A 25,537-nucleotide genomic window follows, 5' to 3' on the forward strand; every position below is an offset into this window, starting at 1 on the left:
CCTCGGCGGATGGTGACTCGGCTCAGTTCTGGTAGGAACCGAGGTCGAAGTCGTCGAGCGGGACCGACTGACCGGTGGACGGGCCGAAGTCGTAGTCGTACGACTCGTAGCCGACCATCGAGTACATCGCGGCCTTCGCCTCCTCGGTGGGCTCCACCCGGATGTTTCGGTACCGGTCCATACCCGTACCGGCCGGGATCAGCTTGCCGATGATGACGTTCTCCTTCAGACCGACCAGCGAGTCGGACTTGCCGTGGATCGCGGCCTCGGTGAGGACGCGGGTCGTCTCCTGGAAGGAGGCGGCCGACAGCCACGACTCGGTGGCCAGCGAGGCCTTGGTGATACCCATCAGCACCGGACGACCCGAGGCCGGCGTACCGCCCTCGGCCACGACGCGGCGGTTCTCCGCCTCGAACATGATCCGGTCCGCGAGCTCGCCCGGCAGCAGCTGGGCGTCGCCCGACTCGATCACCGTGACCCGGCGCAGCATCTGCCGGACGATGATCTCGATGTGCTTGTCGTGGATGGCCACACCCTGCGACCGGTACACCTCCTGGACCTCGTCCACCAGGTGCTCCTGCGCCTTGCGGACACCCAGGATCCGCAGAACCTCCTGCGGGTCCGGCGTACCCTGCGTCAGCTGCTGACCGACCTCGACGTGCTGACCCTCTTCGATCAGCAGGCGGCCACGCTTCGACACCGGGTAGGCGACCTCCTCGGAACCGTCGTCCGGGGTGAGCACCAGCTTCCGGGTCTTGTCGGTGTCCTCGATCGAGATCCGGCCGGCCGCCTCGGAGATCGGCGCCTTGCCCTTGGGCTGGCGGGCCTCGAACAGCTCGACCACACGCGGCAGACCGTGGGTGATGTCATCACCCGCGACGCCACCGGTGTGGAAGGTCCGCATCGTCAGCTGCGTCCCCGGCTCACCGATGGACTGGGCCGCGATGATGCCGACCGCCTCGCCGATGTCGACCGGCTTGCCGGTCGCCAGCGAACGCCCGTAGCACTTCGCGCAGGTACCGGTCTTGGCGTCACAGGTCAGCACGGAGCGGACCTTGACCTCCTCGATCCCGGCCTCGACCAGCTTCGCGATCGAGACGTCGCCCAGATCGCTGCCGGCCGCCAGCACGACCTTGCCGCTGGCGTCGGACACGTCGGTGGCCAGCGTCCGTGCGTACGCGCTGGTCTCGACGTTCTCCGCGTGCACGACTTTGCCGTCCGGACCGGGCTCGCCGATCTTCTTCGGCAGGCCCCGCTCGGTGCCGCAGTCCTCCTCGCGGATGATCACGTCCTGCGAGACGTCCACCAGACGACGGGTCAGGTACCCCGAGTCGGCGGTCCGCAGCGCGGTGTCGGCCAGACCCTTCCGCGCACCGTGGGTAGCGATGAAGTACTCGACCACCGACAGGCCCTCACGGAAGTTGGACTTGATCGGCCGGGCGATGATCTCACCCTTCGGGTTGGCCACCAGCCCACGCATACCGGCGATCTGCCGGATCTGCATCATGTTGCCTCGGGCACCCGAGTGGACCATCATCCAGATCGGGTTGGCCTTCTCGAAGTTCTCCTCCATCGCCTTGCCGACCTCGGCGTTGGCGCCGGTCCAGATCTCGATCAGCTCCTGACGCCGCTCGGACGAGGTGATCAGACCCCGCTCGAACTGCTTCTGGACCTTCTCGGCCTGCGACTCGTACCGGGCCATGATCTCCGGCTTGGACGGCGGCGTGCTGAAGTCGTCGATCGACACGGTCACACCGGACCGGGTGGCCCAGCGGAAACCGAGGTCCTTCAGCGCGTCGAGGGCGTTGGCGACCTCGACCTTGGAGTACCGCTCGGCCAGGTCGTTGACGATCCCGCCCAGCTGCTTCTTGCCGACCTCGACGTCGACGAACGGGTAGTCCGTCGGCAGCGCCTCGTTGAACAGCGCCCGGCCCAGCGTGGTCTCCAGGGAGAACCCGCCGTCCGCGAGCTCGTTCGCACCGGCCGGTACGCCGGACTCGTCCAGACGCAGCGTGATCTTGGCCTGCAGCGACAGCTCGTTGCGGTCGAACGCCATCAGCGCCTCGGCCACCGAGCTGAACGCCCGGCCCTCGCCCTTGACGCCTTCCTTCAGCATGGTCAGGAAGTAGATGCCGATGATCATGTCCTGCGTCGGCATCGTGACCGGACGGCCGTCGGCCGGCTTCAGGATGTTGTTGGTCGACAGCATCAGGATCCGGGCCTCGGCCTGCGCCTCGGCCGACAGCGGTAGGTGCACCGCCATCTGGTCACCGTCGAAGTCCGCGTTGAACGCGGAGCAGACGAGCGGGTGGATCTGGATCGCCTTGCCCTCGATCAGCTGCGGCTCGAACGCCTGGATGCCCAGCCGGTGCAGGGTTGGTGCACGGTTGAGCAGCACCGGGTGCTCGGTGATGACCTCTTCCAGCACGTCCCAGACCTGGGCGCGCTGGCGCTCGACCATCCGCTTGGCGGACTTGATGTTCTGCGCGTGGTTGAGGTCGACCAGCCGCTTCATCACGAACGGCTTGAACAGCTCCAGCGCCATCGCCTTCGGCAGACCGCACTGGTGCAGCTTCAGCTGCGGACCGACGACGATGACCGAACGGCCGGAGTAGTCGACCCGCTTGCCGAGCAGGTTCTGACGGAAGCGGCCCTGCTTGCCCTTGAGCATGTCGGACAGCGACTTCAGCGGCCGGTTGCCCGGGCCGGTGACCGGACGGCCACGACGGCCGTTGTCGAACAGTGCGTCGACGGCCTCCTGCAGCATCCGCTTCTCGTTGTTGACGATGATCTCCGGCGCGCCCAGGTCGAGCAGTCGCTTGAGCCGGTTGTTCCGGTTGATCACCCGGCGGTACAGGTCGTTCAGGTCCGAGGTGGCGAACCGGCCACCGTCGAGCTGAACCATCGGCCGCAGGTCCGGCGGGATCACCGGCACGCAGTCGAGCACCATGCCCATCGGGCTGTTGTTGGTGGCCAGGAACGCGGTCACGACCTTGAGCCGCTTCAGGGCGCGGGTCTTGCGCTGCCCCTTGCCGGTCTTGATCGTCTCGCGCAGGTTGTCCGCCTCGGCCTTCAGGTCGAAGGTCTCCAGCCGGCGCTGGATCGCGGCGGCACCCATGGCGCCCTCGAAGTACTTGCCGAACCGCTCCTTCATGGCGCGGTAGAGGATCTCGTCGCCCTCGAGGTCCTGGACCTTCAGGTTCTTGAACCGGGTCCAGACCTCGTCGAGGCGGTCGATCTCGCGCTGCGCACGGTCGCGCAGCTGCTTGACCTCACGCTCGGCGCCTTCCTTGACCTTGCGGCGTACGTCGGCCTTGGCGCCCTCGGCCTCGAGCTGCGCCAGGTCCTCCTCGAGCTTCTTCATCCGCGTCTCGATGTCGTTGTCGCGCCGGTTCTCGAGCTGCTTGCGCTCGACGTCCGTCCGGCCCTCCAACGACGACAGGTCGCGGTGCCGCGCCTCGTCGTCGACGTCGGTGATCATGTACGCCGCGAAGTAGATGACCTTCTCCAGGTCCTTCGGGGCGAGGTCGAGCAGGTAGCCGAGTCGCGACGGGACACCCTTGAAGTACCAGATGTGGGTGACCGGCGCGGCCAGCTCGATGTGGCCCATCCGCTCACGGCGCACCTTGGAACGGGTGACCTCGACGCCACACCGCTCGCAGATGATGCCCTTGAAGCGAACGCGCTTGTACTTACCGCAGTAGCACTCCCAGTCCCGGGTGGGACCGAAGATCTTCTCGCAGAAAAGGCCGTCACGCTCGGGCTTGAGCGTCCGGTAGTTGATCGTCTCGGGCTTCTTGACCTCGCCGTGCGACCACTGACGGATCTCATCCGCGGTGGCCAGGCCGATCCGAAGCTCGTCGAAGAAGTTCACGTCGAGCACGATGTGTTATCTCCCGATAGTAAAGATGGTCTGAGTGAGTTGTGTGTTGATCTCAAGCGGCAACCCGCTCAGACCTCCTCGACGCTGTTCGGCTCGCGCCGGGACAGGTCGATGCCCAGTTCCTCCGCTGCACGGAAGACGTCCTCCTCGCTGTCGCGCATCTCGACCCGGCTTCCGTCGGACGAGAGCACTTCCACGTTCAGACACAGGGACTGCATTTCCTTGACCAGAACCTTGAAGGACTCCGGGATACCCGGCTCCGGGATGTTCTCGCCCTTGACGATCGCCTCGTACACCTTGACCCGCCCGACGACGTCGTCGGACTTGATCGTCAGCAGTTCCTGCAGCGCGAAGGCGGCACCGTAGGCCTCCAGGGCCCACACCTCCATCTCGCCGAACCGCTGACCACCGAACTGCGCCTTACCGCCCAGCGGCTGCTGGGTGATCATCGAGTACGGACCGGTCGAGCGCGCGTGGATCTTGTCGTCGACCAGGTGGTGCAGCTTCAGCATGTACATGTAGCCGACACCGACCGGCTCCGGGAACGGCTCACCCGAACGGCCGTCGAACAGCCGGGCCTTGCCCGATCCGTCGACCATCCGAACACCGTCGCGGTTCGGCAGCGTGGAGCTGAGCAGGCCGGTGACCTCCTCCTCCTTGGCGCCGTCGAACACCGGGGTGGCGACGTTCGTCATCGGAGCAGCCGAGCCGGCGCCGATCTTGATCAGCCGCTGCGCCCACTCCTCCTGATTCTCCGGGTCGATCTCCCAGCCGCGGCTGGCGATCCAGCCGAGGTGGGTCTCGAGCACCTGACCGACGTTCATCCGGCCGGGCACGCCCAGCGGGTTCAGGATGATGTCGACCTGGGTGCCGTCCTCGAGGAACGGCATGTCCTCGACCGGCAGGATCTTGGAGATGACGCCCTTGTTGCCGTGACGGCCGGCCAGCTTGTCGCCGACCGAGATCTTCCGCTTCTGGGCGACGTACACCCGGACCAGCTGGTTGACGCCCGGCGGCAGCTCGTCGCCGTTGTCACGGTCGAAGACGCGGACACCGATGACGGTGCCCTCCTCGCCGTGCGGCACCTTCAGCGAGGTGTCGCGGACCTCACGGGCCTTCTCACCGAAGATCGCGCGCAGCAGCCGCTCCTCCGGGGTCAGCTCGGTCTCGCCCTTGGGGGTGACCTTGCCGACCAGGATGTCACCGGTGGTGACCTCGGCGCCGATCCGGATGATGCCCCGCTCGTCCAGGTCGGCCAGCATCTCGTCGGAGACGTTCGGGATGTCCCGGGTGATCTCCTCCGGGCCCAGCTTGGTGTCGCGAGCGTCGACCTCGTGCTCCTCGATGTGGATCGAGGTCAGCAGGTCCTGCTGCACGACGCGCTGGGACAGGATGATCGCGTCCTCGTAGTTGTGACCCTCCCACGGCATGAACGCGACCAGCATGTTCCGGCCGAGCGCCATCTCGCCCTCGTCGGTGCACGGACCGTCGGCGAGCGGGGAGTTCACCTCGACACGCTGCCCCGCGTCGACCAGCGGGCGCTGGTTGATGCAGGTGCCCTGGTTCGACCGGCGGAACTTCGCCAGCCGGTAGGTCTGGTACGTGCCGTCGTCGGCGGCGATCTCGATCAGGTCGGCCGAGACCTCCTTGACCACACCGGCCTTGTCGGCGACGACCACGTCACCGGCGTCGACCGCACCGCGGTACTCCATACCGGTACCGACCAGCGGAGCGTCGGCCGTGATCAGCGGCACCGCCTGGCGCTGCATGTTGGAGCCCATCAGCGCGCGGTTGGCGTCGTCGTGCTCGAGGAACGGGATCATCGCGGTCGCCACCGACACCATCTGGCGCGGCGAGACGTCCATGTAGTCCACGTCCTCGACCAGGGCGAGCTCGACCTCACCGTGCCGACGGCGAACCAGCACGCGGTCCTCGGCGAGCCGGTCGTCGTCGGTCAGCGCGGCGTTGGCCTGTGCGATGACGAACCGGTCCTCCTCGTCCGCGGTCAGGTAGTCCACCTGGTCGGTGACCTGGCCGGACACGACCTTGCGGTACGGCGTCTCGACGAAGCCGAACGGGTTCACCCGGCCGTACGACGCGAGCGAGCCGATCAGACCGATGTTCGGGCCTTCCGGCGTCTCGATCGGGCACATCCGGCCGTAGTGGGACGGGTGTACGTCGCGAACCTCGAAGCCGGCCCGCTCGCGGCTCAGACCACCCGGGCCGAGAGCGTTCAGACGGCGCTTGTGGGTCAGGCCCGCGATCGGGTTGGTCTGGTCCATGAACTGCGACAGCTGAGAGGTGCCGAAGAACTCCTTCAGCGCCGCCACCACCGGACGGATGTTGATCAGGGTCTGCGGCGTGATCGCCTCGACGTCCTGGGTCGTCATCCGCTCCCGGACCACGCGCTCCATCCGGGCCAGGCCGGTGCGCAGCTGGTTCTGGATCAGCTCGCCGACCGTGCGCAGACGGCGGTTGCCGAAGTGGTCGATGTCGTCTTCCTCGACCACGATCTCGCCGGTCGGGGCGGGCAGCTCGGTCTTGCCCTCGTGCAGCGCCACCAGGTACTTGATCGTGGCGACGATGTCGTTGATCGTCAGCACCGCGGTGTCGTGCGTCTCGTCCCGGCCGAGCTTCTTGTTGATCTTGTAGCGACCGACCTTGGCCAGGTCGTAGCGCTTGCCGTTGAAGTAGTAGTTGTCCAGCAGCGCCTGGGCGGCCTCCCGCGTCGGCGGCTCACCCGGCCGCAGCTTGCGGTAGATGTCCAGCAACGCGTCGTCCTGCCCGGAGGTGTGGTCCTTCTCCAGGGTGAGCCGGATCGACTCGTAGTCGCCGAACTCCTCCAGGATCTGCGCGTCGGTCCAGCCGAGCGCCTTCAGCAGCACGGTGACGTTCTGCTTGCGCTTGCGGTCCAGCCGGACACCGACCATGTCGCGCTTGTCGACCTCGAACTCCAGCCACGCGCCGCGCGACGGGATGATCTTGGCGGTGAAGATGTCCTTGTCCGACGTCTTGTCCGGAGTGCGCTCGAAGTACACACCGGGCGAGCGGACGAGCTGGGACACGACGACCCGCTCGGTGCCGTTGATCACGAAGGTGCCCTTGCGCGTCATCAGCGGGAAGTCACCCATGAAGACGGTCTGGCTCTTGATCTCGCCGGTCTCGTTGTTCATGAACTCGGCGGTGACGAACAGCGGAGCCGAGTACGTGACGTCTCGCTCCTTGCACTCGTCCACCGTGTTCTTCGGAGGCTCGAAGCGGTGGTCGCGGAACGACAGCGACATGGTGCCGCTGAAGTCCTCGATCGGGGAGATCTCCTCGAAAATCTCTTCCAGGCCGGAGGGGCCGGACAGTTCGGTCCGTCCCTCGGCCTCGGCGGCGGCCACACGGGCCTGCCACGTTTCGTTGCCGACCAACCAGTCGAAACTGTCCACCTGCAGCGCAAGCAGATCCGGAACCTCGAGAGGCTCGGAGATCTTTGCAAAAGAGATGCGGCGGGAGCCGGAAACGTCGGAAATGCTGTCGGACTGGGGGTTGCGCGAGGCGACCAAGGGGCGTCCTTCCACGGGCTCGCAGAAATCACTTCGGTGCTGGGAGCGCACGCCGAACCGCCCTAGTCAAGTCGAGACCCGAACCAGGGTGAAGGTTGAAGGCAGCGCAAAGCACAAGGTTACATGATCCAGGCAAGCCTGTCCAATGGGGTCCAACACTATGCCGTCGGACCACCCTTTCCGTCAAGGACCGACCCGGTGTCTCCAGCGAGTAGATCACCCGCGAGACCTCCGGCGCCCTCCTGGTGCGGAGTCACAAAGAGACTACAGTCCGGCGATCTCCTGGACCAGCCATCGGCCGTCCTTTCGGACCATCGTGAACCTCGTCCGGTTGAGGTCGACCCGGGGACTACCCTTCGTGATCGTGCTGGTGGTGGTCTGGTTCACGAAGATGATCAGTGTGACCCGGTCGGCGTTCCCGTCCCGGACCCCGACCTCGCGGACGTCGGCCTTGACCGTCGCCTTGGTCTTGGTGGCCAGTTCGCCGGCCACCTTCGCCGTCTCGTCGAACTTGGCGGCGAAGTCCGGGGTCATCGTCGACCGGGCCGCGGCGAAGCTCTTGTCCAGGGTGCGGTAGTCGTAGCTGAGCGCGGTCTCTGCCGCCTTCCGCCCGGCTGCGGCGGCCTGATCCCGGGCGTCCTCGGCCTGCTTGCCCTGCCACGCCTTGATCCCGAGCACCGCCCCGACGGTCAGCACCAGGACGACGACCACCGCGAGCACCACGGACAGCACCACACCCAGACCCCGTTTGCTGTCACCGTCCGTGACCACGACGGCGTCCTGGAACTCCCTCGGAGTGACCTCGGAGACCTCCGATGTGTCTGGGGTCACACCCTCCGGCGTGGTCGGCGTGTCGTTCGTTGTCAGTTCGTCCGTTGCCAGTTCGTCCGGTGTCTCGTCGAGCTCGACCTCTGGCGCGGTGTCCGTGATCCCGGGTCCGGACGCCGTGCGGCGCTGGCCCGCGATCCGGGGGCGGTTGCGGGAACGGTCCGGCATCAGCCCACCACCTGGAGGTCGGCGGTCAGCCAGTGGTCGCTGTCGCGGACCATGTCCAGCTTGATCCGGTAGCGGCGTTCGACGCCCTGGGTGGAGGCGGTGTTGGTGACGACCGCGTTCACGATCACCAGCACCTGGGCCGAGTCCTTGTCGTTCGAGACCACCGCGGCCTCCTTCACGTCACCCTTGGAGGTCGCCTTGTTGGTCAGCACCTCGGCCTTCACCGAGTCGGTGCCGGCCTGGAACTCCTGTTTGAACTGACCCGTGGAGTCGTCCAGCACCCGCTTCGCGTCGGCGTCCCAGGTCTTGTAGTCGTACGTCGTGAAGTCGAGCGCCAACTGCCGCGCGGCCTTCATCGCGCCGTCGCGCTGCGAGTCGTCGGACCGCTGCTTCTGCAGGGCGATCACCGACAGCGTCGTACCCGCCAGCGCCACCACGAGCAGCACGCTCAGCGCCCACGCCAGAATCAGAGGTCCCCGCCGGGACTTACCAGAAGTCACTTGCCGGTCACCGGTCCAAGGATGAGAGCTTTCCAGGAGTCGCTGCCGAGCAGCTCTTCCTGGCCGCCGGTCGAGCCCAGGACGATCTCCGGCATCCCTCCGGAGCCGCCGGCCGCGCCGGTCGTCGGGTCGTAGCCGATGCCGTAGCCGGTCCGGTTCCTGTCCCCGCGGGTCGACGGGCTCGGCTTGTTCTGCGAACCGCGGACATTCACGTCCGTGGACGGCTTCGCGGTGCACCCCGCCTTGGTATTGGCCGGGGTATTGGTCAGATCCTGCGGGACCCGCTTGTCGGTGCTGCCGTAGCCGGCCCGGCAGGCGGGTGGGTCGAAGCCGAGCACCAGTCCGAAGTGCGCGTCGTAGTGCCCGTCGGCGTTCTTCGCGGGTACGACGTACCCGCCCATCGAGACCGCCGGGTACACCACCAGCAGTTGCTCGACGGCGTCCAGCCGGACCGCGGTCATCTCGCTCACCGTCAGCAGGTTACCGAGCAGCACCGCGATGTCCGCCCGGTTGTCCTGGATCAGCCCGGTGATCTGCTGCGACGCGAGCGAGCCCTGGTCGATCACCTGGCGCAGGTCCGCGTCCGAGCTGACCAGGGTGTCGGACAGGAGCGCCAGGTTCTTCGCCCAGGTCTTGATCGCGTCGCCGCTGGCGACCTGGGTGGCCAGCACGGTGTCACCGTCGTTGATCAGCTTGATCGTCTGCAGGATGTTCGCGTCCGCGTCGTCGATCAGCGTGCCGGAGCTGTCGATGATCCGCTGCAGGTCGGTGCCGCGGCCCTTCAGCGCCGCGCCGAGCTCGCGGACCGTGGTCTGCAGGCTCTTCTTGTCGACCGAGTTGACCAGCTGGTCCAGGTTCAGCAGCAGTTCGGTGGTGTCGATCGGGATCGCCGTGTCCGCGCGGGCGATCTTGGAGTTGTCGCGCAGGTACGGACCGCCGTCGCGCCGCGGCTGCAGATCGACGTACTGCTCACCGATCGCGGACCGGTTCGCGACCACCGCGAGCAGGTCGCTGGGGATCTTGGCCTTGTTCTCGATGTCGAGGTTCACCTCGACGCCGTCGGACAGCAGCTTGAGTTCGCCGACCCGGCCGACCGGCTGGCCGCGGTAGGTCACCTCGGCGCCGGTGAAGATGCCGCCGGACTCGGCGAAGCTGGCGCTGACCGTGTAGTCCTCGTCGAAGAACAGCTTGTCCACCTGGGCGTACTTCGCACCCACGAAGGCGACACCGACGACGGTGATCAGCAGGAACACCATCAGCTGGATCCGGACCGCTCTGGTGATCACTTCGCCACCCCCGGCATCAGCGCCCGGGCCAGGTCGGGATCGAGCCCGGGCCGGTTGAGCTTCGGCGTACAGACCGGCAGGCCGAGCAGCGTGATGCAGCTCGTCGCCGTTCCGGTCGGGACCGGCAGCGCCGGCAGGCCGTTGCCCTGCGGGTTGCTCGGGTTGTGCAGCGGGATGCTCAGTCCGGCGGTCGGCAAGGTGACTCCGGTCGACGGCAGGTTCAGGCCGAGCAGGCCCTTCAGCGCCTTCTGGGTGTTCACGTCCAGCGTGATCCCGAGGTTGGTGAAGTCACCGCCGACCGCCTTGGCCGCGCCGTCCGGGAACGGATACGTGAACAGCAGCTCGAGCGACTTCGGCAGGTCCTCCCCCGCCTGGGCCAGCTTGGTCAGGATCGGGTACAGCGACTGCAGGTTCGCGACCAGGTCCTTCTGCGAGGCGGTGATCACCCGGGTCGCCGTGTTCCCCAGCGTCGCCAGGGCCTGCAGCGTCTTGACCAGCGCGGCCCGCTGCTTGTCCAGAGTTGCGATCGACTTCGGCAGCGAGTCGATCGCCGTGGCCAACGTGGCCTTCTGGGCGTTCAGCTTCTTGGCCAGAGCGTCGACCGCGGTGATCGCGGTGATGATCCGCTGCTTGTTCTGATCCAGGGTCCCGACGAAGGTGTCCAGCTGAGTCAGCACGCTGCGGATGGCCGGCTCGTTGCCGGTCAGCGCCTTGTTCAGCTCCTGGGTGATGATCTGCAGTTGCGCGACGCCTCCGCCGTTCAGCAGCAGCGACAACGCCGACAGGACTTCCTCGACCTCGACGTTGCTGGTGGTCCGCGACAGCGGGATGAGCTCGCCGTTCTCCAGCTTCCCGCGCGGCTTCTCCGACCCGGTCGGCGGCGCGAGCGAGACGAACTTCTCGCCGAGCAGGCTGGTCTGCCGGATCGTCGCCCGGGCGTTGTCCGGCAGGTCGAGGCTCTTCGGCAGCTTGACCCGGACCTTCGCGACGTACCCGTCCAGCCAAACCTCCTCGACCGTGCCGACGGTGACGTCGTCCACCTTCACCGACGACTTCGGCACCAGGTCCAGGACGTCGGCGAACTCGACCGTGACGGTGTACGACGGTCCCTTGATCTTCGCGCCACCGGGCAGCGGCAGCGAGTACACGCTGAAGTCACACCCGGTCAGCACCATGGCCAGACCGAGCACTCCCGCGACGATCTTCGTACGGCGTCTCATCGGACCAGCCCCCCGAGGGTCGGGTCGACCGGGTCCGGGCTCGACAGCTTCGGGGCCGGCGCCGGCGCCCACGGCGTACCGGCCGGGCCGCCGCTCGGCGGAGCGCCCGTGATCTGGCTCAGCAGCGGCAGCTTCGGCAGCGCGTCGAAAACAGGCTTCAGCGCCGAGCAGGTCGAGAGCGGCTGGTTGGCCTGCAGCAGCAGCGAGCAGATGAATGTCGCCGGGTCGTCCAGCTGGGCCAGGTTGATCCGCTGGTCCAGCGTGCCGAACTGCGGGTTGTAGATCCGGGCCAGGTTGCCCAGGCCGAGCGGAGCCGTGTCGAGGACCTCGGCCAGCGCGGCCTTCTCCTTGACCAGGATCTGCGACAGGTCGGTCGCGCCGGAGACCGTGGTCTTCACCAGCGTCCGGTTGTCCTTCACGAACGTCGCGACCTCGCCGAGTGCGGTCGCCAGCAGCGACAGCGACGAGGCCAGGTCCTTCCGCTCGCCGGCCAGGGTCGTCGAGGTGGCCGCGAAGTTGGTGTTGAACTGCTTCACCAACTGGTCGTTCGCGGCCAGCGCGGACACGAACGTCTGCAACTGCCGGATCGTCGAGAACAGACTCTGGGAGTTGTTCGCCAGCGTCCCGGTCAGCTTGGACACGTCGGTGATGGTCTGGTTCAGCTTGGCGCCCTGGCCGTTCAGGTTCGCCGCGGAAACGTCCAGGAGTCGCGACAGCGCGCCCTGGTCGTTCGCGCCCTTCGGCCCGAGGGCGACCGACAGGTCGTTCAGGCTCTGGTAGATCTGGTCGAGCTCCAGCGGTACGGCGGTCCGGTCCATCGGGATCTCGGCACCGTCGGCCATCACGTCGCCCTTGGAGTACACCGGGGTGAGCTGCACGTACCGGTCGGCCACGATCGACGGCGCGGCGATGACCGCCTTGGCGTTGGCCGGCACCTTGTGCTTGGCCTCCCACCAGAACTTCACCCGGACCGACCGCCCGGCCGGGGTGACGCTCTCCACCTCGCCGACCTTGATCCCGAGGATCCGTACGTCGGAGCCGGGGTACACCGACACCGCTCGCGGGAAGTACGCCGTCGCGGAGACCCGGTCGGCCTTCGGCCACAGCGAAATCACGGTGACCGCGACGATCACCAGGACGACCGCCATCGCGACCAGGCGGGACAGTGACGCGAGCTTCATCAGCCGCCACCTCCCAGGATCGGTGGCAGGCCGGGAACCGGAACCGGAGGCGCCGGGATCTCCGGCACCGGGACCAGGTTCTGCACGTAGGTGTCGAACCACGGGCCGGTGCCCAGGGTGTTCGTGAACAGCTTGACGAACGGCGCCAGCCCGCGGATGCTCGCGTCCAGGTCGTTCTGGTTCTTCAGCAGCGTGGCCAGTACGGCGTTGACCTTCTGCAGTGTCGGCGTCAGGTCCTTGCGGTTCTCCCGGACCAGCGCGGTGATCTGCGCGGACAGCTTCTGCGTCGAGACCAGCAACTGGTGGATCAGCGCCCGCCGGGCCTGCACGGCCTGGAAGACGGAGTTGCCGTCCTTCAGCAGCTTGATCAGCTGCTGGTTGCGGTCGGCAAGGACCTTGGTGACCACGTTCGAGTGCTGCAGCAGCAGCTTCAGCTGCTCGTCCCGCTTGGCGACGTTCTGGGACAGCCGGGACAAACCGGTCAGCGACGCCTGCACCTCGTCCGGCGTGTTCTTGAACGTCGCCGACAGCGTGTCCAGGGCCTTGGCCAGCTGCGTGGTGTCGATCCGCTCGGTCGTGTTCGCGAGATCCGTGAACGCGTCCACCACGTCGTACGCCGAGACCGTGCGGTCCAGCGGGATCTCGGAACCCGCCTTCAGTTCGCCCTTACCGGCCGGGTTCAGCTTCAGGTACTTCTGGCCGAGCAGGGTCTTGATCTTCATCTCGGCGCCGGTTTGGTCACCGAGCTTCACGCCCTTGTCCACCACGAAGTCGACCCGCACGTGCGTGCCCTCGAGCTCGACCTTGCGCACCTGACCGACGCGAACGCCGGCCACCCGGATCTCGTCGTTCGGCTTCAGGCCACCGGCCTCCGAGAACTGCGCGGAGTACTTCGTCCCGCCACCGATCAGCGGCAGGTCCTGCGCCTTGAAGGCGGCCAGCATGATCAGCCCGATCACGGTCAGGCCGATCACCCCGACGGTCACCTGGTTCTGCTCACGGAACGGCTTCACGGCTTCGTGCACCTCGCCGAGTTGTTGTCGTAGGCAACCGGAATGCGGGTGCCGATCGGGAGGGTGACGTTGCCGTCGAAGTTGCACAGGTAGAAGTTGAACCAGGAGCCGTACGACGCGGTCCGGGTCATCGTGTTCAGCTTCCCCGGCATGTTCTGCAGCGTCTTGACCCAGATCGCCTGGGTGTCGTCCAAGGTGGTGGCGACCGCGCGGATCTTGTCCAGGTCCGCCTTGATCGGCACCCGGGTCTGCTGCAGCAGGCCGGCCGTCTTGGTGTTCAGCGAGTTGATCGAGCCGAGCGAGTTCAGGATCGGGTTGATGTCCTGACTCAGCCCGGTGATGAACTGCTGCAGGTTCACCAGCAACTGGGAGAAGTTCTGCTGCCGCTGGGAAACGATCTGCAGCGTCGAGGTCAGGTTGGTGATCAGATCGCCGATCACCTGGTCCGCGTCGGCCAGCGTGGTCGTCAGCGATGCCGTCTTGGCCAGCAGCGACTCGATCGTGCCGCCCTCGCCCTGCAGCACCTTGATCACCTCGAAGGCGAACTGGTTCACGTCCGCCGGCGTGAGCGCGGTGAACAGCGGCTTGAACCCGTTGAACAGCACGGACAGGTCCAGCGCCGGAGCGGTCCGCTCCTTCGGGATGACGCCGTTCTTCTCCATCCGGTCGCCACCGCCGACTCCGTCGGTGAGCGCGATGTAGCGGTTGCCGACCAGGTTCCGGTAGCGGAGCGTCGCGTGCGTGGAGGCGTCGAGGATCTGGTCGGAGTCGACGCTGAAGGTCACCATCGCGAGGGTGTCCTGGTACAGCGCGATCTTGTCGACCTGCCCGACCTTCACGCCGGCGATCCGGATGTCGTCACCCTTGTTCAGCCCGACCGCGTCGGTGAAGACGGCGCGGTACTTCGTGGTCGCGTTGAACGTGATGTTCCCGATCGTCACCGCGAGCAGCGCCGTCGCCACCGTCGTCACGACCACGAAGATCGCCAGCCGCACGGTGTCGATCGAGGTCTTCTTGTCCAGGATTTTCACTTGAGATTCACCTGGCCTCCCCGGAGCAGGGGGCCGACCATGAGGGTGGTCAGATCGGGTACGTCGGTGGCCGGGACGCCCATCGCGGGGCCGACGACCGAGTTGATCACCTGCTGCTCGGCCGGCGTACCGACGCCGCCGGTGTCCAGGTCGAAGCCCGGCACCGCCCGGTTCAGCTGCAGGTTGAGCGGGAAGCGCTGGTTCTTGTTGTGGTCGCCGATCACGCCGTCGTCACCGGTGATGTACGGCGCGGGGTTCTGCTGGGTGTACGGGCCTGGCTTCGCACCGGGATGACTGTAGTTCTTGCCGACACAGGTCGGCCCACGGTGGTCCTTGTACGCCGGTAGCTCGTTCGGCGCGTACGGCGTCGGCTGGTTGGTGATCAGCTCGAGGTTGATGTGCAGCCGGCCGTCGCGGAACGTGTCGTTCAGGATCGGGGCGGTCTCGGTCATCACCTTGAGGAAGCACGGCACCTCGGGCGAGTACCGCTCCAGCAGGTCGAGCACCGGCCGGCTCACCTCGCCGAGCCGGATCACCTTGTCCTCGTTCTGCTTCAGGAACGTGTTCGTGGTCGAGGACAGGCCCTGCACGTCGACGAAGAACTTCTGCAACTGCGCCTGCTTCTCCACCACCGTGTTGCCGGTGATGGTCAAGTTGCGCAGCGCCCGGACCAGGTCCGGCGTGGCGTCGCCGTACAGCTCGGAGACCTGGGTGAGCTTGGTCAGCGCGTCCATCAGCTTCGGGACACTCGGGTTCAGCTTCTTCAGGTAGCCGTCCAGCTGGGTCAGTGTGCCGCCGAGCTCGGCGCCGCGACCCTCGAGCGCGGTGGCCAGCGTGTTCAGTGTGGCGTTCAGGTCCGCCGGGTCGACCGCCTGCAGCAGCGGCAACGCGTCGTTCAGCACCTTCTCGATCTCGATGCCGACCGCGGTCTTGTCGCGCGAGATCACGTCGCCGGCGCGGATGTGGCGGCCCTCCGAGCCCTCCGGTGGCACCAGGGCGACATACTTCTCGCCGAACAGCGTCTTCGGCAGGATCCGGGCGCTGACCGCGCTGGAGATCTCACCGATCTGGTCCGGCTTGAGCGAGAGGTTCACGGTCGCCTCGTCGCCGTCGGTGGAGACGCTGCGGACCTCGCCGACGATGATGCCGCGCAGCTTCACGTCGGCGTGCTCGTTCAGCTGCAGGCCGATGTGGCTGGTCTTCAGCTCGACGTCGACGGTCTTGGTGAAGACCTTCGCGTAGAAGGCGTACGTCAGCCAGAGCAGGAAGCAGAGCACGCCGATGAAGGCGACCCCCAGGACTCGTCGCGTCATGCCGTCACCCCGCCAGCCTGACGGTGGTCGTCGTACCCCAGATCGCCATCGAGAGCAGCAGGTCGACGACGTTGATGACGACGATGGAGGTCCGGACCGCACGACCGACCGCGACGCCCACACCGGCCGGACCGCCGGTCGCGTGGTAGCCGTGGTAGCAGTGCACCAGGATCACCAGGACGGAGAACACCAGCACCTTCCCGAACGACCACAGCACGTCGCCGGGTGGCAGGAAGAGATGGAAATAGTGGTCGTACGTGCCCGTACTCTGCCCGTAGAACGTGGTCACGGTGAGCCGGGTGGCGAAGTACGACGCGAGCAGGCCGACGACGTACAGCGGGATGACCGCCACCAGGCCGGCAATGATCCGGGTGGTGACCAGGAACGGCAGCGACGGGATCGCCATCACCTCGAGGGCGTCGATCTCCTCGCTGATCCGCATCGCGCCCAGCTGGGCGGTGAAGCCACAGCCGACGGTCGCGGCCAGCGCGATCCCGGCGATCAACGGGCCGATCTCACGGGTGTTGATGTACGCGCTGACGAACCCGGCAAAGGCCGACGTACCGATCTGGTTCAGGGCGGAGTAGCCCTGCAGGCCGACCTCGGTGCCGGTGAAGAAGGCGAGGAACGTGATCACGCCGACGGTGCCGCCGATCACCGCGAGGGCGCCGGTGCCCAGCGTCACCTCGGCCAGCAGCCGGAAGATCTCCTTGCGGTACCGGGTGATCGACTTGCCGGACCAGGCCAGCGCCTTGATGTAGAAGGAGAGCTGCTCGCCCAGCCGGTCGAGCGAGTGCAGCGGCTTCTTCACCAGGGTGTCGACGAGGGCTGACATTCTTCAGGCCCCCTTCGGCGGAACGAGCTGGAAGTAGATCGCCGTCATCGAGAAGTTCGCGACGAACAGCAGCATGAACGTGATCACGACGGACTGGTTCACCGCGTCGCCGACACCCTTCGGCCCGCCGCCCGCGTTGACTCCCTTGTACGACGCCACCACCGCGGCGATGAAGCCGAACACCAGGGCCTTCGCCTGCCCCTGCCACAGGTCGGGCAGGTGGGCCAGCGCGGTGAACGAGGCTATATAACTACCGGGCGTGCCGTCCTGCAGGACGACGTTGAAGACGTAGCCGCCCATCACGCCGACCACGCTGACGAAACCGTTCAGGAAGAACGCGACCAGCATCGTCGCCAGCACCCGCGGCACCACGAGCCGCTGGATCGGGTCGATGCCGAGCACCATCATGGCGTCCAGCTCCTCGCGGATCTTCCGCGAGCCCAGGTCCGCACAGATGGCCGAGCCACCGGCGCCGGCGATCAGCAGCGCGGTCGCGATCGGCGACGCCTCCCGGACCACGGCCAGTACGGCGGCCGACCCGGTGAAGGCCTGCGCGCCGAACTGCTTGATCAGCCCACCGACCTGCAGCGCGATCACCGCACCGAACGGGATCGCGACCAGGGCGGTCGGGATGATCGTCACGCTGGCGACGAACCACGCCTGCTGCAGGAACTCCCTCAACTGGAACGGCCGGCGCACCGAGGCGCGGGCAGTGTCGAGGGCGAAGGAGAACAGCGAGCCGGCGTGTTTCAGCGGGGCGGTCGCGGAAACAGTCACGTAGCCCCCACCCTCGTGTCGGCGAAGGATCCGGGCGGTGGGGTGATGCCGTTCTCCCGGCACCACTCACCTGGCGGGCGCTGCGTCGCCCGCAGCATGCCGCTGCTCGGGAACTGCTGGATCGGGATCGGCGGCAGCGGGGGGAGCTCCTGGCCGGCCTCGGCGGCCAACTCGTCGGCGTCCTTCTCCTCGGACATGCCGATCGGGCCGATCATCTGCGCGTTCAGGAACTGCCGGATCACCGGCTCCTCGCTGGACAGCAGCATCTCGCGCGGTCCGAACATGGCCAGATGCCGGTGATACAGCATGCCGATGTTGTCCGGCACGGTCCGCGCGGTGTTGACGTCGTGGGTGACGATCAGGAACGTCGCGCCGAAGGCCTCGTTGAGGTCGATCATCACCTGGTTCAGGAACGACGTACGGACCGGGTCCAGACCGGAGTCCGGCTCGTCGACCAGGAGGATCTCGGGGTCCAGCACCAGGGCGCGGGCCAGGCCGGCTCGCTTGCGCATTCCGCCGGAGATCTCGCCGGGCAGCTTCTTCTCCGCGCCGACGAGGCCGACCATCTCCATCTTCTCCATCACGATGGAGCGGATCTCGGACTCGGATTTCTTGGTGTGCTCGCGGAGCGGGAACGCGACGTTGTCGTACAGGTTCATCGAGCCGAACATCGCGCCGTCCTGGAACAGCACGCCGAACAGGCGGCGGATCTCGTACAGCTCGCGCTCGCTGCAGGTCGCGATGTCGGTGCCCTCGATGTAGATGTGGCCCTTGTCCGGCTTGAGCAGACCGATCAGCGTCTTGAGGAAGACGGACTTGCCGGTGCCGGACGGGCCGAGCATGACGCAGATCTCGCCGGCGGGCAGCGTCAGGGACACGTCGCCCCAGATCAGCTGGTTTCCGAAGGACTTGGTGAGACCTTCGACGCGGACTTCTACGCCCACCTGGCCCTCCTGATCGGTCTGCCTCACGGGATGTCTGCTGGCCCCGGACCGACGACATTCTGCCGGTCCAACGACGGGGCAGTGGCCTAGGTTACGCACGAGTACGGTTTTGCGTAACCCCCGCGTGTCAAACGACGGTGACCATCCGATCACGCTCCGGTCACGCCGGTCACGGTGTGCTGATCGGCACGCGGCTCCGGGTGATCCTAGCGGCTGCCCAGGTCCGGCTTTGCCGCACCCACCCCAGACCACTCACCGAGCTGGTATCTCAGCGCAAAGGATTCGACACACACAGCGACGGATCGGCCGAGATCTGTCCGGACAGCGGGGCGAAAGTTAGCGTCGATCAAGGGGTTTCGCAGGCCGAGGAGGGGACGACGGATGAGCATCGAACGACGAACATTCCTGAAGGGCAGCGCGGCCGTCGCGGGCGGTGTGTTCGCGGCCGGGCCGTTCCAGGGATTCGTGGCCCAGCAGGCGGTCGCGTCGCCACGCAGCGGTGCGCCGTTCCGGGCACTGCGGGCGATTCCGGACCAGCGCGACGGCAAGGTCCGGCTGCATCTGCCGGAGGGCTTCAACTACCGGTCCTTCCACGACACGGAGTTCCCGGTCGTGCTGACCGACGGCACCAACCTGCCGGGACGGCACGACGGCATGGGCGCGTTCACCCGGCGCAACGGCAACATCGTGCTGGTCCGCAACCACGAGCTGAACAACCCCGGTACGCCGTTCGGTCCGGGGACACCGTACGACGCGACGGCACAAGGCGGGACGACGACGATCGAGGTGACCCGGTTCGGCGAAGTGGTCGACGCCTACACCAGCCTGAACGGCACGATGATGAACTGCAGTGGCGGAATCATGCCGTGGGGCAGCTGGATCACCTGTGAGGAAACGGTGAACGGGCCTGACGTCGGACCCGACTTCACCGGCGCGCCGAACGTGGCACTGACCAAACCGCACGGTTTCGTCTTCGAGGTCCCGGCCCGCGGTCAGTCCGAGCGAGAGCCGATCACCCACGCCGGCCGGTTCGCACACGAGGCCGTCTCGTTCGATCCCAGGGACGGGTTCCTCTATCTGACCGAGGACAACTTCGCGTTCCCGTCCGGGTTCTTCCGCTATCGCCCACCGCGGAACCCGATGAAGCGTGGGCGGATCGAGGACGGCGGCCGGTTGCAGATGCTGGCCGTCAAAGGCCGTCCGAACCTCAATCTCGCCGCCGAGCAGCCGAAGCGGGCGACGTACGACGTCACCTGGGTCGACATCGACGACCCGGCCCCGGCGTTCCCGTACACACCGGGGCAGACCGCACCGACGACGAACGACCAGGCGCTCGTGTACGTCGGTGACCAGGGCCGCGCGCAGGGAGCGGCGTACTTCTCCCGGCTGGAAGGACAGGTGTACGACGACAACGTCGTGTACTTCTGCTCGACGCAAGGTGGTGGCGCGGCGGAGACCGGGCCGGATCCGGTCGGTGGGTACGGCAACGGGTTCGGCCAGATCTGGGCGTACCACACCCGGGCCGGGAAGCTGCAGCTGATCTACCAGTCGCCGAACCGGGCGACGCTGGACTTCCCGGACAACGTGACGACCAGCAGGCGCGGAACCCTGGTGGTCTGCGAGGACAACACCGAGGACAACTACCTGCGTGGCCTGTCGCGGGGCGGCCAACTGTTCGACATCGCGCTGAACCGGCTGACCAGCAGCACCGGGGTGGACCGCTCCGGCGACGAGTTCGCCGGCTCCACCTTCAGCCCCGACGGACACACGTTGTTCGTCAACATCCAGGCCAGCCGCGGGATGTCGTTCGCCATCTGGGGCCCGTGGCACCGCATCGGCGTCTGAGAACGTGACGAAGGGCGGTCCTGGTGAGGACCGCCCTTCGGCGTACTGCTGGGGTGTGCGGCTGCTGCCGCACAGGTCACTTCAGCGTGACGGTGGCGCCGGCGCCCTCGAGGGCCTCCTTGGCCTTCTCCGCGGCAGCCTTGTCGACCTTCTCCAGGACGGCCTTCGGGGCCGCCTCGACGAGGTCCTTGGCCTCCTTCAGCCCAAGGCTGGTGAGACCGCGCACCTCCTTGATGACCTGGATCTTCTTGTCGCCGGCGCTCTCGAGAACGACGTCGAACTCGTCCTGCTCCGCGGCCTCCTCGGCAGCGGCGGCCGGGGCACCCGGAGCAGCGGCGGCAACGGCGACCGGAGCAGCGGCGGTCACGCCGAACTCCTCCTCGAACGCCTTAACGAACTCCGAGAGCTCGAGCAGGGTCAGTTCCTTGAACTGGCCGAGCAGCTCTTCGGTGCTGAGCTTCGCCATGGTGGCGGTCCTTCCTGATGGTGGTACTGGTGATCACTGATGGGGTGTTACGGGTGAGATCCGCGTCAGCTGTCGGCTGGCGCGGCCTCCTCGGTGCTCGCCTCGGCAGGTGCCTCGACCGTGTCCTGCACGGCCGGCGCCTCGTCCGCAACCGCGTCCTGCACGGGGGCGGCCTCGGCCGGCAGCTTGTCCTGCAGCGCCGCGAACAGGCGCGCGGCCTGCGACAGCGGAGCAGCGAACAGCGACACCGCTTGCTGCGGGGCCGCCTTCATCGCACCTGCGAGCTTCGCGAGGAGAACCTCACGCGACTCCAGGTCAGCGAGCTTGCTGATCTCGTCAGAGCCGAGTGCCTTGCCTTCCAGCACTCCACCCTTGATGACGAGAAGGGGATTCGCCTTGGCGAAGTCACGCAGTCCCTTGGCCGCGGTCACCGGGTCGCCCTTGATGAAGGCGATTGCCGATGGGCCCTCGAGCAGCGAGTCGAACGAGTCGACTCCCGCGTCCTTGGCCGCGATCTTGGTCAGCGTGTTCTTCACCACGGCGTAGTTCACGTCGTCACCGAGCGCAGTACGCAGTTGCCGCAGCTGCGCCACGGTGAGACCGCGGTACTCGGTCAGCACTGCGCCGTTCGAGCTCCGGAACTCGTCCGTGAGCTCGGCGACAGCGGCTGCCTTGTCCGGCCTCGCCATGGGGTCTCCTTCCAACCTGCTTTCGCAGGGTTTGGCTTCAACGCCTCGACCCCGGGCCGGACCCGCACAACAAGAAAACGCCCCTGCGCAGGCGCAAGGGCGTGAACATACTGATGTCACACTGTCCAAGTCACCTACGCGGGCCGCCCACTCGATCTGTGGGACCTTCAGTCACTCGAAAGTGACGACCAGCGGTCTTCGGCAGAGTTCATTGTGCCTGACCGTGACACCGGAAACCAAATCGGTTCCGTCAGGCCGGTTGTTCGGCGATCGGATGTGGCGGGATCCAGCGGTGCATCGCGGTGGCCGCAGCCCAGCCCGTCGCGGCCATGATGACGATCGCGGGCCCGAGTCCGAACAGAGCTGTAGCCCCGGCCAGCAGCAAGGGCCCGCTGCCGTTCCCGGTGTCGGCGAACAGCCGGAACGCACCGAGGAACTGCGCGCGCCCGATCGGCGGAGACGCATCCGCACCCAGCGTCATGATCACACCGGCGCCCAGACCGTTGCCGACACCCATCAACAAGGCGACTGCGGTGAGCGCCACAGTCGTGTGCGTCAACGGCAACAGCAGATGCGCGAACCCGAGGACAAGCATGGACGGTACGGCGACCCACTTGCGGCCAAGGCGGTCCATCACCGAACCGGCTGGATAGAACAGCAGCATGTCGACCGCGCCCGACAGCCCGAAGATGATGCTGGTGGTCTGCGGATCGAGCCCGATGTGCAACGCCCACAGGGGAATGACCACCTGCCGTGACGCACGGACCGCGCCTACGAGCAGTGCGCCGACGCCGAGGGTCCGGAGTACTGGCAGGTGATCGCGGATCACTCCCCAGGTCGACTGTGCGGACACCGGTCGGCTCCCGCGCGTACGCCGTACTGACTCGATGTCGGGGAGGCTCAACAGCACGCCACACGCGAGGACCGCAGCGACCAGGTGGACCCAGTAGGCGCCGTCGGTGCCGAGGAATCGCATCGCGAACGCGCCAAGGAACGGTCCGATGAAGGAGCCGATGCGCTGTACGCCGCCGAGCGTGGACAGGGCGCGTGCACGCAACTGGATCGGCACGGCCTCGCTCAGGTAGGCCTGACGGGCCAGACCCCAGACCGCGCCGGCCAGCCCGGTCGCGCCGATGGCGATCGCCAGGCCCCAGACCGTCGGGACGACGATGCAGGCCGCCAGCGCCAGAGCGACCAGCACCGTCGCGGCGAGCATCGCGCTCCGCTCACCGATCTTGGTGGTGAGCGCACCGGCCGGGATGTCACCGATGACCTGGCCGAGACCGGCCGCTGCCACAACAAGTCCGGCAACGGCGACCGAAGCACCGAGGTGGGTGGCGGACACCGCGACCACGGGCGCGATCGCGCCCTGCCCGATGCCGTACAGCAACGCGGGCAGATAGACCGATGGTGCGATCTTCCAGAGGCTTGCCGGTCCGGTCATGAGCGGCTGACCGCCGGCTCCGACGCGCGCGCCGTACCGAGGTCGCGTTCGGCTGGGGTGGCGCCGAGCAGCTCGGACACCGACCACGCGGCGGGGACCACCCGCTCGCCGAACTCGTCCATCCGCTCCTCCGGCATCCGCATCTCCGGGCCTGACACGGACAGGCAGCCGACCGCCTGACCAGAGAAGTCGAAGACCGGGGCCGCCACGGATCTGATGCCCGGCGTCCGTTCGGACAGCGACTTCGCGAAGCCCTGGGTCCGGATCTCGGCCAGCTGAGCAGCCAGCACGACCGGATCGGTGATGGTCTGCGGCAGCACCTGCTCGAGCGGCCCGGCCAGCACCTTGACCTGCCGCTCCCACGGGGAGAACGCCAGCAGAACCTTGCCTGGAGCACCGAGTGGCAGCGGCACCGGGATGCCGAACTCCGTGTACGTACGACGCAACTGGTGACGGCTCTCGACCTGGTCGAGGACGACGCGCTGCCCGGACGGGAGCAACTCGTGCACGGCCGCCGTCTCCTCGGTCTCGTCACGCAGCGCACGCAGTACCGGCATGGCGGCGTCGCGCAGGGTCGCCGGGATCCCGCCGCTGTGGGCCAACTGGGCGACCAGCGGACCGAGCGCGTACCGGCGGTGAGCCGTCTGGCGGATCAGCCCGTTCTCCTGCATCGCCAGCAGCAGCCGGTGCACGGTGCTGGTGGACAGACCGGTCGCGCGGGCCAGGTCACTGATGCCGAGATCGGGCGTCCGGGCGTCGAAGCAGCGCAGGATCGCCACCGCCCGATCGATGGACTGCACCGATCCATGGCGTCCGGGGTTTTCCTGCATGGCGAAACCGTATCCCACGATGCGGGAACTTTGCACCCGCTCCCGATCTACGGACAGTTCCGCATCTAGGCTGTGGCGCACCTGTCACCCGCGCGTCGAAGGAGCAGCATGGCCGGCCGATTCGTCCAGGTGGGATCCGCGAAGCTTGCTAGTGGCAACGAAGTGCCGGTGGTGCTCGATCCGGACCGCGGCGTGGTGCCGATCGCCGACCTCGGCTTCGCGCCGGACCTGCCGACGCTGTTCGGTACGACGACCCTGGCGGAGCTCGCGGTCGCGGCCGAGCGGGCGCCGGATTCGGCGTTCCACCCGACGGCCGAGGTGGTGGCGCCGTACCGGAATCCGCGCAAGATCTGGGGCATCGGGCTGAACTACCTCGAGCACGCCGGTGACCTGTCCGAGAACGTGCCGACCGAGCCGGCGTCGTTCATGAAGGGCGACCACACGATCATCGGGCCGGGCGACCCGATCCCGGTGCCGTCGCAGAGCCGGCGTACGACGGCGGAGGCCGAGCTGGGGCTGGTGATCGGCCGGGAGTGCTACCAGGTCGAGGAGGACGAAGCGCTCGACCACGTCTTCGGCGTCGTCCCGGTGCTGGACCAGACCGCCGAGGACATCCTGGAGAAGAACCCGCGCTTCCTGACCCGGTCGAAGAACTTTCCCGGCTTCTTCTCCTTCGGCCCGTGGATCACCGGCCTGGACGCCGTACTCGCGCACTGGGGCTCACTCGACGCGGTCGAGGTCTCGACGGTCCTGAACGGCGAGGTCCACCGCAGCAACACGATCGCCAACATGGCCTTCAGCCCCGCGTTCCTGGTCAGCTTCCACAGCAAGGTGATGCCCCTCTACCCCGGCGACATCATCTCCCCCGGCACCCCCGGCGCCGTCCACATCACCCCCGGCGACACCGCCGAATCCCACATCCCCGCCGTCGGCACCCTCACCAACCCAGTCACCGCGGGCCGCTGAGCCTCAGGAACCGCGTGCGTGTCCGGGCGGGTCACCGCGACGACGGTGAGCAGGCTCTCGAGACCCTTGAAGTCGTCCGGGTTGGTGGTGAACAGCGGCAGGTCCTCCGCGACGGCGATACTTGCGATCATCAGGTCGGCGACCCGTCGGCGCGGGGTCCGGCCCGCCGCGACGACCGACGCGCAGATTCGTCCGTAGGTCCGGGCGGCTTCGATGTCGAAGGGAATCGGGTCGAACTCGTTCTCCGCCCGCTGCAGGATGTCCGTCCGTCGAGGCCCGCTCGGCATGCTCGTCGTACCTCTGTCCGGCGCGCACCTGGTGCGGGCCGGCGGACAGCTCGGCCAGGGTGATGGTCGAGATCGCCATCTCGGCCGGCAGCTCCGCAGGATCGATCGACCTGCGCAGGATCATGAATGTTCGTGTCGAGCAGACCCTGCGCGTACTCACCGGGCATACGGGTCGTCCGGCTCCTGGTCGACCGCACTGCCCTGGTCGGCCCGGAAGTCCTCGAGCGAAACCTCGGGTGCGCTGCGGGACATCGCGGCGAACTCGGCTCGCGGGACGAACCGGCGCCGGCGGCGCAGCGGAACCAGCTCGCCGATGCGGTGGCCGTCGCGCGTGACGACGAAGACCTGGCCACCCTCGACAGCATCCATGATCTCCCGCGACCGCATCCGCAGGTCGCGTTGGGTGATCTCCTCCAAGTTGCTCATGGACTCATTTACCGGCCGGGTAGCACCTGGTGCTACGGGATAGCACCAGGTGCC

20 protein-coding genes are annotated in these 25,537 nt (G+C 67.2%); 2 read left to right on the forward strand and 18 right to left on the reverse strand.

Annotation, left to right across the window (positions count from 1 at the left end):
- Nucleotides 1-22: 22 nt before the first annotated feature.
- From E0H73_RS26065 to E0H73_RS26125, 13 genes are all read right to left on the reverse strand, one after another.
- A complete protein-coding gene (locus E0H73_RS26065; RefSeq protein WP_131361029.1) occupies nt 23-3,883 on the reverse strand; it encodes a DNA-directed RNA polymerase subunit beta' in 3,861 nt (1,286 codons plus the stop codon).
- Between the two features lie 68 nt (nt 3,884-3,951).
- Nucleotides 3,952-7,434 carry a DNA-directed RNA polymerase subunit beta gene (rpoB, locus tag E0H73_RS26070; RefSeq protein ID WP_131361031.1) on the reverse strand — a complete coding sequence of 1,161 codons (3,483 nt, stop codon included), beginning with the start codon at nt 7,432-7,434 and terminating at the stop codon, nt 3,952-3,954.
- Between the two features lie 264 nt (nt 7,435-7,698).
- Complete coding sequence (locus tag E0H73_RS26075) at nt 7,699-8,430, reverse strand: hypothetical protein (protein WP_131361033.1); 732 nt, start codon at nt 8,428-8,430, stop codon at nt 7,699-7,701.
- Nucleotides 8,430-8,930 carry a hypothetical protein gene (locus E0H73_RS26080; RefSeq protein ID WP_131361035.1) on the reverse strand — a complete coding sequence of 167 codons (501 nt, stop codon included), beginning with the start codon at nt 8,928-8,930 and terminating at the stop codon, nt 8,430-8,432. Before E0H73_RS26080 ends, E0H73_RS26075 begins: the two co-directional genes overlap by 1 nt.
- A complete protein-coding gene (locus E0H73_RS26085) occupies nt 8,927-10,216 on the reverse strand; it encodes an MCE family protein (protein WP_131361037.1) in 1,290 nt (429 codons plus the stop codon). The genes E0H73_RS26080 and E0H73_RS26085 overlap by 4 nt, the downstream gene beginning before the upstream one ends.
- Nucleotides 10,213-11,436, reverse strand: coding sequence for an MCE family protein (locus E0H73_RS26090; RefSeq protein ID WP_131361039.1), 1,224 nt, complete (start codon nt 11,434-11,436; stop codon nt 10,213-10,215). Before E0H73_RS26090 ends, E0H73_RS26085 begins: the two co-directional genes overlap by 4 nt.
- Nucleotides 11,433-12,617 carry an MCE family protein gene (locus tag E0H73_RS26095; protein WP_131361041.1) on the reverse strand — a complete coding sequence of 395 codons (1,185 nt, stop codon included), beginning with the start codon at nt 12,615-12,617 and terminating at the stop codon, nt 11,433-11,435. Before E0H73_RS26095 ends, E0H73_RS26090 begins: the two co-directional genes overlap by 4 nt.
- Nucleotides 12,617-13,630, reverse strand: a complete 1,014-nt coding sequence (locus E0H73_RS26100) for an MCE family protein (RefSeq protein ID WP_131361043.1) — start codon at nt 13,628-13,630, stop codon at nt 12,617-12,619. The genes E0H73_RS26095 and E0H73_RS26100 overlap by 1 nt, the downstream gene beginning before the upstream one ends.
- Nucleotides 13,627-14,661, reverse strand: coding sequence for an MCE family protein (locus tag E0H73_RS26105; protein WP_131361045.1), 1,035 nt, complete (start codon nt 14,659-14,661; stop codon nt 13,627-13,629). The genes E0H73_RS26100 and E0H73_RS26105 overlap by 4 nt, the downstream gene beginning before the upstream one ends.
- The gene (locus E0H73_RS26110; protein ID WP_131361047.1) at nt 14,658-15,974 is read right to left on the reverse strand and encodes an MCE family protein; all 1,317 of its coding nucleotides are present in this window, start codon (nt 15,972-15,974) and stop codon (nt 14,658-14,660) included. The genes E0H73_RS26105 and E0H73_RS26110 overlap by 4 nt, the downstream gene beginning before the upstream one ends.
- A gap of 4 nt (nt 15,975-15,978) precedes the next feature.
- The gene (locus E0H73_RS26115; RefSeq protein ID WP_131361049.1) at nt 15,979-16,809 is read right to left on the reverse strand and encodes an MlaE family ABC transporter permease; all 831 of its coding nucleotides are present in this window, start codon (nt 16,807-16,809) and stop codon (nt 15,979-15,981) included.
- Between the two features lie 3 nt (nt 16,810-16,812).
- Complete coding sequence (locus E0H73_RS26120) at nt 16,813-17,586, reverse strand: MlaE family ABC transporter permease (RefSeq protein ID WP_131361050.1); 774 nt, start codon at nt 17,584-17,586, stop codon at nt 16,813-16,815.
- Nucleotides 17,583-18,530, reverse strand: coding sequence for an ABC transporter ATP-binding protein (locus E0H73_RS26125; protein ID WP_131361287.1), 948 nt, complete (start codon nt 18,528-18,530; stop codon nt 17,583-17,585). The genes E0H73_RS26120 and E0H73_RS26125 overlap by 4 nt, the downstream gene beginning before the upstream one ends.
- Nucleotides 18,531-18,911: 381 nt before the next feature.
- Here E0H73_RS26125 and E0H73_RS26130 point away from each other — a divergent pair, with 381 nt between their 5' ends.
- Nucleotides 18,912-20,375: a PhoX family protein gene (locus tag E0H73_RS26130; protein WP_131361052.1), complete on the forward strand. Its 1,464-nt coding sequence runs from the start codon at nt 18,912-18,914 to the stop codon at nt 20,373-20,375.
- A gap of 76 nt (nt 20,376-20,451) precedes the next feature.
- On the opposite strand, the gene rplL is transcribed toward E0H73_RS26130, so the two are convergent.
- The 4 genes from rplL to E0H73_RS26150 all read right to left on the reverse strand — a co-directional run bounded on the left by rplL (nt 20,452) and on the right by E0H73_RS26150 (nt 23,804).
- Entirely contained in the window at nt 20,452-20,841 is a 390-nt protein-coding gene (gene rplL / locus E0H73_RS26135; RefSeq protein WP_131361054.1) for a 50S ribosomal protein L7/L12, read from the reverse strand.
- A 65-nt stretch (nt 20,842-20,906) separates the two neighbouring features.
- Nucleotides 20,907-21,530, reverse strand: a complete 624-nt coding sequence (rplJ, locus tag E0H73_RS26140; RefSeq protein ID WP_131361056.1) for a 50S ribosomal protein L10 — start codon at nt 21,528-21,530, stop codon at nt 20,907-20,909.
- Nucleotides 21,531-21,780: 250 nt separating this feature from the next.
- Nucleotides 21,781-22,974: an MFS transporter gene (locus E0H73_RS26145; protein WP_131361058.1), complete on the reverse strand. Its 1,194-nt coding sequence runs from the start codon at nt 22,972-22,974 to the stop codon at nt 21,781-21,783.
- Nucleotides 22,971-23,804, reverse strand: coding sequence for an IclR family transcriptional regulator (locus tag E0H73_RS26150; RefSeq protein ID WP_131361060.1), 834 nt, complete (start codon nt 23,802-23,804; stop codon nt 22,971-22,973). Before E0H73_RS26150 ends, E0H73_RS26145 begins: the two co-directional genes overlap by 4 nt.
- 108 nt (nt 23,805-23,912) lie before the next feature.
- Between E0H73_RS26150 and E0H73_RS26155 the strand changes: the two genes are divergently transcribed.
- Nucleotides 23,913-24,770 carry a fumarylacetoacetate hydrolase family protein gene (locus E0H73_RS26155; protein WP_131361062.1) on the forward strand — a complete coding sequence of 286 codons (858 nt, stop codon included), beginning with the start codon at nt 23,913-23,915 and terminating at the stop codon, nt 24,768-24,770.
- 443 nt (nt 24,771-25,213) lie between these two features.
- Here E0H73_RS26155 and E0H73_RS26165 read toward each other — a convergent pair whose 3' ends face one another.
- Nucleotides 25,214-25,483, reverse strand: a complete 270-nt coding sequence (locus tag E0H73_RS26165; RefSeq protein ID WP_131361064.1) for a prevent-host-death protein — start codon at nt 25,481-25,483, stop codon at nt 25,214-25,216.
- Nucleotides 25,484-25,537: the final 54 nt, after the last annotated feature.

This window comes from Kribbella pittospori, from assembly GCF_004331465.1.
Lineage (GTDB): Bacteria > Actinomycetota > Actinomycetes > Propionibacteriales > Kribbellaceae > Kribbella > Kribbella pittospori.

What these genes read in the sequence shown, in the direction of transcription:
- E0H73_RS26155 (WP_131361062.1), top strand. Translation starts at nt 23,913, where the DNA reads ATGGCCGGCCGATTCGTCCAGGTGGGATCCGCGAAGCTTGCTAGTGGC.
- rplJ (WP_131361056.1), bottom strand. Translation starts at nt 21,530, where the DNA reads ATGGCGAGGCCGGACAAGGCAGCCGCTGTCGCCGAGCTCACGGACGAG.
- E0H73_RS26165 (WP_131361064.1), bottom strand. Translation starts at nt 25,483, where the DNA reads ATGAGCAACTTGGAGGAGATCACCCAACGCGACCTGCGGATGCGGTCG.
- E0H73_RS26095 (WP_131361041.1), bottom strand. Translation starts at nt 12,617, where the DNA reads ATGAAGCTCGCGTCACTGTCCCGCCTGGTCGCGATGGCGGTCGTCCTG.
- E0H73_RS26110 (WP_131361047.1), bottom strand. Translation starts at nt 15,974, where the DNA reads ATGACGCGACGAGTCCTGGGGGTCGCCTTCATCGGCGTGCTCTGCTTC.
- rplL (WP_131361054.1), bottom strand. Translation starts at nt 20,841, where the DNA reads ATGGCGAAGCTCAGCACCGAAGAGCTGCTCGGCCAGTTCAAGGAACTG.
- E0H73_RS26145 (WP_131361058.1), bottom strand. Translation starts at nt 22,974, where the DNA reads ATGACCGGACCGGCAAGCCTCTGGAAGATCGCACCATCGGTCTATCTG.
- E0H73_RS26075 (WP_131361033.1), bottom strand. Translation starts at nt 8,430, where the DNA reads ATGCCGGACCGTTCCCGCAACCGCCCCCGGATCGCGGGCCAGCGCCGC.
- E0H73_RS26150 (WP_131361060.1), bottom strand. Translation starts at nt 23,804, where the DNA reads ATGCAGGAAAACCCCGGACGCCATGGATCGGTGCAGTCCATCGATCGG.
- E0H73_RS26090 (WP_131361039.1), bottom strand. Translation starts at nt 11,436, where the DNA reads ATGAGACGCCGTACGAAGATCGTCGCGGGAGTGCTCGGTCTGGCCATG.
- E0H73_RS26115 (WP_131361049.1), bottom strand. Translation starts at nt 16,809, where the DNA reads ATGTCAGCCCTCGTCGACACCCTGGTGAAGAAGCCGCTGCACTCGCTC.
- E0H73_RS26130 (WP_131361052.1), top strand. Translation starts at nt 18,912, where the DNA reads ATGAGCATCGAACGACGAACATTCCTGAAGGGCAGCGCGGCCGTCGCG.